Source organism: Streptomyces albidus (ex Kaewkla and Franco 2022) (assembly GCF_013870515.1).
In the GTDB taxonomy this organism is placed as follows: Bacteria; Actinomycetota; Actinomycetes; order Streptomycetales; family Streptomycetaceae; genus Streptomyces; species Streptomyces albidus.
Genome location: NZ_JACBXA010000185.1, coordinates 1 through 11,981, shown reverse-complemented (window position 1 = coordinate 11,981; position 11,981 = coordinate 1). Strand labels below are relative to the sequence as shown.

Here is an 11,981-nt window from a genome sequence, read left to right as displayed (position 1 = left end):
TGTCCCGGGTGAGGCTGCACCTCCGGCGGGAACGGTTCCGCCGCCCGGTCCCGCTGCCGACGCGGGCCAGCCGCAGCCGCAGCGCTGGCGGCCGTGGCGGTTCCGGATGTCCAACGACGTGTGGGGCACGCCGGTCGTCGCCGACGACCTTCTCTACGTGACCTCCTTCGAGGTGCACGCCCTCGATGTGGCCAGCGGGCGGCGGCAGTTCAAGACCCGCGAGGTGGCGTGGTCCATGGCCGTGGCCGGCGGCCGTGTGCACGCCTCCGACGGTCCGAGCCTGTACGCCCTGGACGCTCGCGACGGCACCGAGGGCTGGCGCGTGCCAACCGACGGCTGGGTCTACTCGCTGCAGGTCGACCACGGCACCATCGTCACCGGCACCCGGGGCGGCGGCGTGCAGACGTGGGAGGCCGCGAGCGGCGAGAAGCTGTGGGAACTGACCGGCGCCCAGGCCGACTTCGAGACGCCCGAAGGCGGTCCGGCGATACACGGCGGCATCGTCTACACCTGGGGTGACGGCCGTCTGTACGCCCTGGAGGCACGTTCCGGCGCCGAGCGCTGGTCGTACCCGGTCGGCGACACCTCGGCGACCGGCGGCGTCGCCCTGCGGCTGACGCCCGCCGAGGACGGCACGGTCTACGTGTGCGCAGGCGCCCGCGTCTACGCGCTGGACGGAGCCACCGGCGTGGAGCGCTGGCGCTTCGACGCCCCGGCCGCCTTCCTCAGTCCTCCGGCTCTGGCGCACGGGCCGGCCGTCGCGGGTGGCGGCGTCTATCTCGCCGACTACCTGGGCACGGTCTACGCCCTGGACGCCGTCACCGGTCAGGACAGGTGGCGCATCGCCACGGAGGCACGGCACTCGTCGGAGCCGGTCGTCGTCTCGGACGGGCTCGTGCACCTGGGCAGCGGAGGCGCTCTCTACACGCTCGACGCCGTCAGCGGCACGCCCCGATGGCGGTTCGCGGCGGGCGGCGACGTGGTGGGCGCACCGGTGGTGGCCCAGGGCCGAGTGCACTTCGGATCGGCCGACCACTGCCTCTACACCCTCGACGCCGTGGGCGGTCAGCTCCGCTGGAAGCTGGCCACCGGTGGCGAGATCACGGGGTCGCCCGTGGTCGAACGCGGCGTTGTCTACGCGTGCAGCAAGGACCGCTGCGTCTACGCCCTGGACGCGGAGAAGGGCACCGGGCAGGCCAGACAAGGCTGATCACATCTTCGTGTCACATCTTCGTGCGAGGAGACGACCGTGACCGAACGACCGCGGACAAGGCTCTCGGGCGTCGTGCTGGGCGCGCCCGATCCCCGCGCGCTGGCGGACTTCTACCACCGGATCCTGGGCTGGAGGGTGAAGTGGGACGAGCCGGACTGGGTCATGCTGGAGGCTCCCGACGGCGGGCCCGGGCTCAACTTCCAGATCGAGACCGGCCACGTCAGGCCCGCCTGGCCGGCCGCTCCCGGTGACCAGCAGATGATGGCCCACCTCGACATCGAGGTCGACGATCTGGATGTCGCCGAGGCGTACGCCGTGGAGGCGGGGGCCGTCGTCGCCGAACACCAGCCGCAGGAGGGCGTACGCGTCCACTTCGACCCGGCCGGGCATCCCTTCTGCTTCTTCCTGCCCGGTCACTGAGGGCGCCGGCCGGTCTGCCTGGTCTGCCCGGTCTCTGAGGCGCGGGCGCCCATTCCGGAACGCGGGCGCCTGCGTCGGACCGCCCGGTCGTGGGGCGTGGTCAGGACGGGCGGTCCCGCCGATGGTCCGGGCGCCTCGGGATGCGCTGGGTGTCCGAGGGGCCCTGCGGCGGTCCGGGCGGCTGCTGCTGCGGTCCCTGCGGGGGCTGCTGCGGGGCGCCGGGCGGCCGTCCCCACGGGTCCCACTCCTCGGCCGGAGTGGCGTCGGCCTCGTAGCGAGCGGGCCCGTGGTCACCGGGCGGCGGCCCGAAGCCGTCGTCGTCCGCCTGGTATCCGCCGTGCGGCCCGTTCGTCGTCCCGAAGGGCCCGTACGGCTGAGGTGACTCGGACGGCTCGTAGTCGTCGTAGGGGTCGCCCCGGTCGACGCGCGCGTGCGCTCCGCGGCGCCGGGTGCCGCGTGGACGCCGTCCGCTCATCACCACCGCGGCGATCAGCAGCAGCAGACCTCCGCCGACCGCGTAGCCCACGCCCTCGGCGATGCCGTTCCCGCCGAAGCTGAGCCCACCGGCGTCCTGACCCTGACGGACCAGCCACAGCGCGGTGAAGCCGAGCACGATCAGCCCCGACACGATCACGACGAACCGCGACCGGAGAAGCACGGCGATCAGAGCGAGGACGCCGGCGACGAGCATCGGCAGGAAGAGGCCGTTGTACAGACTGGCCTGGACGTTCGTGATGCCGGTACCGGTGAAGAGGTCCTCGACGCGGAAGTTACGGCCGAGGCGTCCGCCGTACCACGCGCGGAAGGGGCTGAAGGCGGCCGCGGCGGCGCCGATCAGTGCGAGCAGGACACCGAACAGGTTCCGGACCATCGGCTTCGCCTCGCTTCCCGGCGCGCCGGGCCTCCCGCTCTCACGGGCGGGCACGGCCGACACCGAAGGGTGCGTCGTCCTTCACAAGGCCCTTCACAATCTCCTTCAAACGACCGTACGCCCGGGGGAACCCCTTGGCCACCGGACGCGTCCCCGCACAGGGGCGTCCGCCCCGGTGACCATGACGACTTCGGGGGTTCTCATCCATGTCACGCCATCTCAAGCTCATCGCCGCCGTCGCGGTCGTGCTCGTGGCGCTCAGCGGCTTCAGCCCTGCCCGTAAGGGAGGCGGGCGCAGCGGCAGTAGCAGCAGTAAGGGAGGCGGCTGCAGCAGCTCGAGCTCGAGCAGCCACAACAACAGCAGCCGCTACGACAGTGACAGCGACAGCGACTACGGCAAGGGCTACGGGGACGGCTACCGCCGCGGGTCGCGCCACAACACGACCACTGGGACCACCGGGTCGCGCCACAGCAGGGGTTCGACGGACGGCACCGTCGAGGAGTGCGCGGCGGCAACCGGCGACGGGGCCAAGGCAGTGGTGAACGTCAGCAACACCACCGGCCGGACGAAGACGCTCCGCGTGAAGGTCGAGTTCCGCGACACCTCCGACACCGTCGTCGACGCCGGGTCGGCCAGCGTGACGGTGAGCGGCAACGGGAGCAGCAGCGTGGACGTACCGATGGAGAACCCCCAGCGCCTCGATGAGGTCTCCGAGTGCGAGGTCGTCTCCGTCAGCTGACGGGGCGGCAGGCGGAGCGTCCGGCGTGTGAGCGCTGAGGGAACGCAGAAGGGGGCGGGCCGTTTCCGGCCCGCCCCCTTCTGCTTCTGCAAGGCTTGGTCAGGGTGTGTGTCCGTCCGTGGTGTCGTTGACGTGAATGCCGCTCGCCGTCACAGCCCCTGTGTGGGCGTGGTCGGCGGCCACCACTGGAGAGACCGCTCCAGCTATCAGTAACGAGCAGATGACGAGCGTCCTTACGACCTTGAGCATTCTGTCTCCTCCGAGGACCCGTGTTCTGTACCTGACATCGAACTCGGCACATGGCCGGGCTGCTGGTGCCGTCGCCGACTGGTCCCGAGGGCGACGTGCATCATCAGGATTCCCTCTGAACGACCGCTCAAGCAGCAAGGCTTGGCGGCAGCGACACCCCCTCCGTGCCGCTGACGCCAAGCCAGCTGTGTCCCCCGTGGATGTGGTCTAGTTGCCGTCGCCCTTCGGCGGGGCGATCGGAGTGTGGTTCTCCAGAGTGGTGACGTCGCCGTCGTCCGCCGGCTTCGCCTTGTCCTTCGCCGGTGCGATGGGTGTGTGGTTCTCCATCGTCGTGATGCCGTCGCCGTCCGCGGCCTTGTTCTTCGCCGGTGCGATGGGCGTGTGGTTCTCGTCGGTGCCGGTGGCCTGGATCTCGTCTTCGAAGTCCTTGACTGAGGACTGTGCTGTCTCGCTCATGACCGAACTCTCCTGGCTTGGTGGCCGGTTGTGCTGTGCTGACGTGCCCGCCCAGCGACTCCCCCGAGGGTCGCCGGGCGGGCGTTTGGGCCGCTCACCATAACCGGACAGCGACCTCCCCCGTGATCCGCCTGCCCCCCGACGCGACGGATCGATGTAAGAAGAATGACGGGCCGCGATAAACGATCGATGAACGACGGATAAGTGCGCCTCGCGCTGGCCTTTTACGCAGCTGGGGCCGGTGTCAGCAACCCGCGGACCTCATCCGCGTCCGAGGAGCCCATGTCGTCGAACACGGCCAGCGCGTCCTTCCAGCAGACGCGTGCGCGGTCACGCTGTCCCAGAGCCACAAGCGCGCGGCCCAGGACCGTGAGCATCCTCCCGCGCATCCACTCGCCGCCGATCCCACGCAGGGCGAGGGCCTGTTCCGCGTGACCTGCGGCCTGCGCCGGGCGCTGCGCCGCCAAGTGAGCCTCGGCCATGCGGAAATGCGAAACGCCTTCCCACAGGGGCTGGCGGGTCTCACGGAACAGCGAAGCGGCGCGGTTGAGTTGGTCGAGTCCTTCCGGGATGCGTCCGCCGAGAGTCAGGGCCCGCCCGAGCGCGTACCTGCCGTTGGCCATCCGCATCCTGTGATTCAGGCTCTCGTAGATCTCCAGGCCCTGGCGTGCCAGCTGGATGGCGTTCTCCGTACGGCCCAGAGACAAGTTGATGTGCGAGAGGTTCGAGAGGGCGCTCGCCTCACTCGGCCTGTTCCCGTCCCTGCGGCAGGCCTCGATCGCCCGCAGCAGAAACGACTCCCCGTCGGAGAAGCGGTTCTGGCAATTGGCGATGATGCCGCGGTCGTTCAGAGACCAGCAGCCCGCCAGCGGGTCGCCCGCCGCCTCCGCGAGCAGCATTGCTCGCTCCGCTTCCCTGTCGGCCTGGTCGAAGCGTCCGGCGACGATGTGCACATGCGTCAGCATGGTCTGCGTGCGGCCCTCGGCCATGGTGTCGTCAGCGGCACGGGCGGCATCGCGCACCGTCATCGCTGCTCGCTCGTAACGCAGGGAGTGCACACCGGAGTCGGCGCAGTCCTTGATCGCGATCAATAGATCGGCGGCGTGGCGCAGCAGGCCGCGCTCGGCCGACTGCTCCACGCAGGCGAGGACGCAATCGGCTTCCGAGAAGAGCCAGTCGAGCGCGGAGTCCCGTTCGGGGAAGAACAAACCGGCGGTACGTGGCTGGGTGAGATGGTCGGCTCCGCGCTCACCCGGCTTCTCGAGCACGAAGACCTTTGAGGCCGTGGCGAGGTAGAAGTCCAGGAGACGATCGACGGCCGTTTCCCGTTCGGACGGCGGTTGTTCGTCGCGTTCGGCGCAGGCACGGGCGAAGAGGCGCACCAGATCGTGGAAGCGGTAACGGGCGGGTGTTGCGGACTCCAGCAGGGACGCGTCCACCAGGGACTCCAGCAGCGCCTCGGTCACCTCGATGGGGCGGTCGAGCAGGGCTGCCGCGGCGTCCACAGAGATGTCAGGTCCGGCGGCGAGGCCCAACAGGCGGAAGCCGCGAGCGGATTCGGCGTCCAGTTGTCCGTAGCCGAGCTCGAAGGTGGCCTTGACGGCCTGGTCGCCGACCTGGAGCTCGTCGAGGCGTCTGCGTTCGTCGGCGAGCTTCGAAGCGAGTGCGGAGACGGTCCAGGTACGGCGGGCCGCGAGCCGTGACGCCGCGATGCGGATGGCCAGCGGCAGGAATCCGCAGGCACCGACCACGTCCAGGGCGGCCTGACGCTCGGCGGAGACGCGCTCCTCACCGACGATGCGCGTGAAGAGCGTCATCGCCTCCTCGGGGCTCATCACGTCCAGGTCGACCAGATGGGCGCCGGCGAGGTCGACCATTCGCGCCCTGCTCGTGACCAGGGCCGCACAGCCGGCCGCACCTGCCAGCAGGGGACGGACCTGAGCGGCGTCGCGTGCGTTGTCCAGCAGGGTGAGCACACGGCGGCCGGAGAGAAGCGAGCGGAAGAGCCCGGACCTTTCCTCCACGCCCTCCGGAATGCTGGCGTCCTCCACGCCCAGCGAACGCAGGAACGCGCCCAGCACCGCCGCCGGTTCGGTCGCGGAAGGACCCGCGCCCTGAAGGTCGACGTAGAGCTGACCGTCCGGGAAGTGCTCGGCCGCCGCATGTGCGACGTGCACGGCCAGGGTCGTCTTGCCCACTCCGCCGATGCCCGCGACCGCCGATACGGCCATCACCGTGCCTTCGGCCTGGGCGAGTTGGTCCCGCAGCTCCGTGACGAACGCGGCGCGTCCAGTGAAGTCGGCAACCGTGGCGGGAAGTTGAGCGGGCTGTGCGGGCTTGGACGCGCGTAGCCCCGCCGGTTCGTCGGGCGTGAGCGCGAGGCTGTCGTCAGCACCCAGGATGCGCTGGTGGAGCTCGGCGAGTTCCGGACGCGGGTCGACGCCGAGCTCGTCGGCGAGCATGCGCCGGGTGTCGGCGTACACGGCGAGCGCCTCGGCCTGCCTGCCACTGCGGTAGAGGGCGAGCATGAGCAGCTCACGGAGGCGCTCGCGCAGCGGATGTGCGGCTGTCAGCGCGGTGAGTTCGGAGACGGCGTGGGCATGGGAGCCCAACTGGAGGTCCAGGTCGAGTCGGTGCTCAAGGAGCGAGAGCTGCCAGTCGCTCAGACGGTGACGGTGCCGCTCCGCGAAGGGGCCCGGCACGTGTGCCAGTGGCTCACCGCTCCACTGCTCGAGCGCGGTCGCGTAGGCGTCGCGTGCGCGTGAACGGTCGCCGCTCGCCGCCGACTTCTCCGCGTCCGAGACGTGTGCCGTGGCGATGTCGAGGTCCAGGGCGACGTCGGTGTAGGCGCGGTTCGTCCGGATCGCGTATCCGCCGGACTCGCTCACCAGCACCTCGGCGTCGGAGCCGAGCGCCTTGCGGATGCGCGAGGCGTAGGTGCGCAGCGCGGCCTTCGCCTGGTCAGGCGGGTCCTCGCCCCAGATGGCGTCGATCAGCTCTTCCGCCGTCGCGGTGTGGCCGCCGCGAAGCAGGAGGGCGGCGAGCAGGGCGCGTTGCTGAGGGGAACCCATGAGTAGTTCCTGATCACCACGCCGGGCTCGGACGGGTCCGAGCACGGCGAAGCACAACTGGTGCTCCTGTTGCTCGGTCTCGCGGCCGATGTTCCCCTCGGCGCCCATGGTTGCCCCCTGCGCTCCGCTTTGTTCTCCCCCGCAGAGGTCAGTCTGCCTTGCCTGTCAGCTTTACGTCAGCACGGCACCATGTCCTCTACGACACCTTCGAACTTCGTGCGGAACAAGGGCGCTTGGTGTGCTACTGGCACGATGTGTCTGCGGGGGCAAAGGGGGCGGTTCGCCATCGCCCGGCCACGACTCGAGCACAGACCGGGCCCGCTCCGGCCTCGGACAGCCGTCGTCAGCGCTTCCCCTTCAACAGCACGGGCAGCGTCAGGTAGCCGTGCGCGATGAACGATCCGACCGGTTCTGGTTCCTCGGCGGGAACCGCCAGGCGCAGCCCGGGAAAGCGTCCGAAGAGGGCGGGCAGTGCCGTACGTGCCTCCATGCGGGCCAGCGGGGCGCCCAGGCAGAAGTGCGCGCCGTGTCCGAACGCCAGGTGCTCGACGTCGGTCCGGCGGATGTCGAACTGCCCGGCTTCCCTTCCGTGCCGGCCGGGATCACGGCCGACGGCCGCGTACGTGGCCAGGATCGCCTCACCCTGACGGATGGTCACACCGCCTCGCAGCTCGATGTCCTCGACGGCGTAGCGCAGCGGCAGATTGGCGATGCTCGGTGCCCAGCGCAGCGTCTCCTCGATGACGTCGTTCCACGGGACCTTGCCGTCCAGGACGAGCCGCAGCTGGTCGGGGTGGGTGAGGAGGGCGTGCACCGCGTTGCCGATGAGGTTCACGGTCGTCTCGTGCCCAGCGCCGATGACCAGCAGCAGCGTGTCGAGGAGTTCGGCCTCGGACAGCCGCGAGCCGTAGTCGTCACGGGCGGAGACCAGCACACTGGTCAGATCCTCACCGGGCTGCTCGCGCTTGAGGGCGACGAGTGCACCGAAGGCGCGCTGCACTTCCTGCGCTGTACGCGCCGCCTCTTCCGGAGTCACCGAGGTGTCCATGATCTGCTCGACGAGGCGCGCCATTTCGGCGCGCTGGTCGTCGGGTATGCCGAAGAGTTCACAGATGACGCCCATCGGCAGCGGATGTGCGTAGGCGCTCCGGAGATCGACCGGTTCGCCGTCCGGGAGGTCCGCCATCGCGTCGAGCAGCTGCCCGGTGATCCGCTCCACGCGCGGCAGCATCGCCTCGGTGCGGCGTGCGGTGAAAGCGGGTGCGACCAGCTTTCGCAGACGGCGGTGTTCGGCGCCGTAGGAGGTGAACATGTTGGTGACACCCACCCACGACCGGATCCAGCTGTCGTGGAACTCGCCCCGCTGCCAGGCGGGCCAGTGCTGACGTGGGTCCTTCGAGACGCGGGGGTCCGTCAGCAGCTGCTTGAGCAGCTCCATGCTGCTGACGGACCAGGCGTGGATACCCGCCGGGAGCTCCACGAGGGCGGCGGGGCCGAACGCCCGGAGTCGGTCGGCCTCTGCGTGGATGTCGCCTCCGGCGGGGTCGATGACGACGGGCCGGTCGGCGGACGTCTCCAACCGACCGGTGGGCGCTACCGGTTGGCCGTGCTCTCCCATGGGGTGGCTCCTGCCTGGTCGGGGCTGATCGGGGTGAATCGCGCGGGCAGCCGTGTGAGGGCGCGATGGAACGGGCCGGGGCGGTAGGCGAGTCGGCCGTGCGGAACGGTCAGCTCGATGTCGGAGAGCCACGCGGTCAGCCGCTCGATCGCGGTGGTGGTGATGAGCAGCGCGGACCGCCGTACGGGGCAGGAGTGCGGGCCTGCCGACCACGCCAGATGTGCGCCGCCCCCGGAACCGCCGGCCCCGGCACCCGTACCGGCGTGGGCCCTGCCGCGCTGGGTGTTGGCCGCGGCATAGGAGACGAGCACGAGCTGGCCGGTGCGGATCCAGTTCCCGTGGAAGTAGACGTCCCGCTTGGGGAAATGGGTCGAGTAGTTGGCCATCGGCGGCTCGTTCTGCAGCACGTCGTGGATGGCGTCGCGCGGGGTGAGCGCGCCGCCGGACAGCGTGCTGTAGTAGCGGTCGTCGGTGAGCATCCGGGCGAGAGCGTTGCCGATCAGGTTGGTCGTCGGCTCGTGACCCGCGCCCATCGTGAGCACGATCTGGTGGATGACCTCTTCGTCGCTCAGCTCCGCGGGGTGATCCATGAACCACGAGGTCAGATCCTGGCCGCGCGCCTGCTTCTTCGCAGCGATCAGCTCGCCGACGTAGCCCTCGAACGCGGCGCTCGCCTCCGCCGCCTCCTCCGGGGTGTTTCCCTCCAGCATCCCTGCGATGGCGGAGATGAGCCGGTCGCCGTAGGAATCGGGAAGCCCGAAGAGGCGGTTGAAGAGCATCAGCGGGAGCACACGGGCGTACTGCCCGATCAGATCCGCCTCGCCGTCCGCACCGAAGCGGGCGATGAGTGCGTCGGCCGTCTCCACGACCAGCGCGCGCAGGTCCTGCGGGGGGATGCGGTCGAAGCCGTCCGTGATCACCTTGCGGTAGCGCTCGTGCTCCTCGCCGTCGCTGAAGAGGACGTTGGGGCGCCAGCCGATCATCGGCATCACGGGGGAGTCCGCCGGGACGGTCTCCTGCCAGGTGCGCGAATCCTTGGACCAGGTGACGGGGTCGTGCAGCAGGTCCAGCGCGGCCCTGTAGTCGATGACGAGCATCGCTCCGACGCCTGGTGCGATCTCGACCGGTGCGAGCGCTCCGTACGTGCGCAGCCGGTCGTAGACCGCGTAGGGGTCGGCGGCGAAGTCAGGGCCGTACAGCTTCGGCACCTCATGGCGGGGCGAGGCCTTGGGGGCCGGCATGACGCCGTGGAGCGGGCCGGTGCCGTCCGTGCCGGACGGGCCGGACGTGGGGGGAGAGGTCACGCGGTCTCCTGGGGCGTGAGGGCGATGACGTGGCCGACGAGGGCGATGAGCGCGTCGGTGGCCTGGTCGCGGTCGCGCGCGTCGCACAGCACGAGCGGCGTGTCAGGGAGGAGGTCGAGGTGGTCGCGGAGGGTGGAGGGGTGGTGCACGGGCGAGTCGGGGAAGGTGTTGACCGCGACCGCGTACCGCAGGCCTGCCTCCTCGATCATGTCCATCACCTCGAAGGAGTCCGACAGCCGACGGGTGTCGGCGAGCACGAGCGCGCCCAGTGCGCCGCGGGCGATGTCCTGCCACAGCTGCCGGAAGCGCCGCTGGCCGGGCGTGCCGAACATGTACAGCACCAGATCCTCGGGCAGCGTCAGACGTCCGAAGTCGATCGCGACCGTCGTCGTGGACTTCTCGCGGACTCCGGAGAGGTCGTCGACGCCGGCGCTGCGCCGGGTCATGATCTCCTCGGTGTGCAGCGGCTCGGTCTCCGACAGGGAACGTATGAACGTGGTCTTCCCCACCCCGAACGGGCCCGCCACCAGCAGCTTCACCAGAGTCTGGTCCCTCCCGCCCCGGAGGTAGGCAACGCCGTGGCCGGCGTGCGGGTGCGGAGTCCTTCCGGGATCAGGGTCGGGGTCAGAGCCGGGATCAGGGTCGGGATCAGGCTCCGGGTCGGGGTCGCCTTCAGGTGGACTTGAAAGTGCGGAGTCCATCGAGAACCTTCTCCAGAATCTGCCGTTCGGGCAGTTCGGCTTCGGGTACGGGGGCGCGGGCGGACAACCGGCCGGCGTCGACGAGATCGGCCACCAGGACCTTGACCACGCTGAGCGGCAGCCGCAGATGCGCGGCGGCCTCCGCCAGCGAGAGCGAGCCGGGCTGAAGCAGCTCCAGCAGCCGCCGCCCCTCCGGACGGAGACCGTCCGTCGAGGGGTCGGCCGGGGCGTGCAGCACTGTGAGCCGGTCCAGGGTGTTGCGAGTCGGAACGGCGCGGCCGGTGGTGGCCAGATAGGCGGGTACGAGCCGTCTGTGGTCGCGCGGTGGCGGGCTCACGACGAACTGTCTTGCCGCGGCGGGCTGTTCATGGTCTTGGAGCCGAGGGTGGCCACCTGGACCTGCATGTGGTGTGTGACGACCCCCATGTTGACCTCCCTGCCCGCGAACACGGCGAGGCAGGTGTTCTCGCCGGCAGGTATCGCGAACACCCAGCCGTGATCGGACTCGACCACGGTCTGGCGCAGCTGGACGTCGAAGTCGCCCGCGAAGGCCGCCGTCGTCGTACGCGCCGCGCCCTGCAGGGCCGACAGCATCGCGGCGACACCCTCCGCCGCGTCCTGGTGGAGGTCGGGGGAGCGGCCCTCGATGAGGCCGTCGCCGGAGATGACCGCCGCGTGGATGACGTGCGGCAGTTCGAGGAGCGGGGCCAGCACCCAGGAGGTGTCCTCCCGGACAGACCGGTGCGCGGAGGTGGTCATGCGGGTGGATTCCCTTCGGAGGCACGGCGATCGGCTTGGTGGGTGTCTTCGGTGTTCTGGGTCGGGATCTCTTCCGAGGCCGGGGCGGAGGCGTCATCCGAGGTCTGGACGGCTGCCGCGCGGGTGGCGTCGCCCGAGGTATCGCCCGATGACCCGGCAGGGGTCTCCGCGGTGCTCCCGCCCGACGCTCCGGCAGGGGTCTCCTCGGTGCTCCCGCCTGACGTCTCGGCGGGTGTCACTTCAGACCTCCTGCCTGACGTCTCGGCGGCACGTTCCTCGTTCGAGGCCTCTGCCGGTTGCTCGCCCGCCGGGGCCTCGTTGCTCCGGGGGCGGGCCCCGGGCTTCTTGCCGCGACTGCCCTTGCCCTTACGGGATTTGGGCCCGCCGGCGCTCTTGGGTGGCCCGGCCCCCGCCGCGCCCCCGTCGCTCTCCGTTGCTCCGGACGCACCGCTCACCGCAGACGAGTTGGCGACGTCCCCGTCGCTCGGTATGCCCTCGTCTCCCTGGCCCCCGTTGTCGCCGTACTTCTCGTGTCCGGCGATGACAGCGGTCTCGACAGCCTCGTCACCACGCTCACCG

Annotated in this window: 13 protein-coding genes; 3 read left to right on the top strand and 10 right to left on the bottom strand. The window is 70.4% G+C overall.

Annotated elements, in window-relative coordinates:
- Together H5J26_RS22545 and H5J26_RS22540 are read left to right on the top strand one after the other, a co-directional pair.
- The coding region (locus tag H5J26_RS22545) for a PQQ-binding-like beta-propeller repeat protein (protein WP_181767758.1) at nt 1-1,210 on the top strand (1,210 nt) is incomplete at its 5' end.
- Between the two features lie 39 nt (nt 1,211-1,249).
- Nucleotides 1,250-1,633 carry a VOC family protein gene (locus H5J26_RS22540; RefSeq protein ID WP_181767757.1) on the top strand — a complete coding sequence of 128 codons (384 nt, stop codon included), beginning with the start codon at nt 1,250-1,252 and terminating at the stop codon, nt 1,631-1,633.
- Nucleotides 1,634-1,733: 100 nt separating this feature from the next.
- On the opposite strand, the gene H5J26_RS22535 is transcribed toward H5J26_RS22540, so the two are convergent.
- Nucleotides 1,734-2,504 (bottom strand): hypothetical protein, encoded by a 771-nt coding sequence (locus H5J26_RS22535; RefSeq protein WP_181767756.1) that lies wholly within the window; start codon nt 2,502-2,504, stop codon nt 1,734-1,736.
- 206 nt (nt 2,505-2,710) lie between these two features.
- Here H5J26_RS22535 and H5J26_RS22530 point away from each other — a divergent pair, with 206 nt between their 5' ends.
- Nucleotides 2,711-3,244 (top strand): hypothetical protein, encoded by a 534-nt coding sequence (locus tag H5J26_RS22530; RefSeq protein WP_181767755.1) that lies wholly within the window; start codon nt 2,711-2,713, stop codon nt 3,242-3,244.
- A 99-nt stretch (nt 3,245-3,343) separates the two neighbouring features.
- On the opposite strand, the gene H5J26_RS22525 is transcribed toward H5J26_RS22530, so the two are convergent.
- From H5J26_RS22525 to H5J26_RS31055, 9 genes are all read right to left on the bottom strand, one after another.
- Nucleotides 3,344-3,493 carry a hypothetical protein gene (locus tag H5J26_RS22525; RefSeq protein ID WP_181767754.1) on the bottom strand — a complete coding sequence of 50 codons (150 nt, stop codon included), beginning with the start codon at nt 3,491-3,493 and terminating at the stop codon, nt 3,344-3,346.
- Between the two features lie 207 nt (nt 3,494-3,700).
- The gene (locus H5J26_RS22520) at nt 3,701-3,949 is read right to left on the bottom strand and encodes a hypothetical protein (RefSeq protein WP_210771643.1); all 249 of its coding nucleotides are present in this window, start codon (nt 3,947-3,949) and stop codon (nt 3,701-3,703) included.
- 224 nt (nt 3,950-4,173) lie between these two features.
- On the bottom strand, nt 4,174-7,128 hold the full coding sequence (locus H5J26_RS22515; RefSeq protein ID WP_181767753.1) for an AfsR/SARP family transcriptional regulator: 2,955 nt from the start codon (nt 7,126-7,128) through the stop codon (nt 4,174-4,176).
- Between the two features lie 235 nt (nt 7,129-7,363).
- Entirely contained in the window at nt 7,364-8,638 is a 1,275-nt protein-coding gene (locus tag H5J26_RS22510; RefSeq protein ID WP_181767752.1) for a cytochrome P450 family protein, read from the bottom strand.
- On the bottom strand, nt 8,614-9,942 hold the full coding sequence (locus H5J26_RS22505; protein ID WP_309238027.1) for a cytochrome P450: 1,329 nt from the start codon (nt 9,940-9,942) through the stop codon (nt 8,614-8,616). Before H5J26_RS22505 ends, H5J26_RS22510 begins: the two co-directional genes overlap by 25 nt.
- Nucleotides 9,939-10,481 carry a GTP-binding protein gene (locus tag H5J26_RS22500; protein ID WP_309238026.1) on the bottom strand — a complete coding sequence of 181 codons (543 nt, stop codon included), beginning with the start codon at nt 10,479-10,481 and terminating at the stop codon, nt 9,939-9,941. Before H5J26_RS22500 ends, H5J26_RS22505 begins: the two co-directional genes overlap by 4 nt.
- Nucleotides 10,482-10,614: 133 nt before the next feature.
- A complete protein-coding gene (locus H5J26_RS22495; protein ID WP_181767750.1) occupies nt 10,615-10,980 on the bottom strand; it encodes a DUF742 domain-containing protein in 366 nt (121 codons plus the stop codon).
- Nucleotides 10,977-11,402 (bottom strand): roadblock/LC7 domain-containing protein, encoded by a 426-nt coding sequence (locus tag H5J26_RS22490; RefSeq protein ID WP_181767749.1) that lies wholly within the window; start codon nt 11,400-11,402, stop codon nt 10,977-10,979. Before H5J26_RS22490 ends, H5J26_RS22495 begins: the two co-directional genes overlap by 4 nt.
- Nucleotides 11,399-11,981 (bottom strand): hypothetical protein (locus H5J26_RS31055; RefSeq protein WP_419183836.1); only part of this gene is annotated, 583 nt, incomplete at its 5' end. The genes H5J26_RS31055 and H5J26_RS22490, both read right to left, overlap by 4 nt.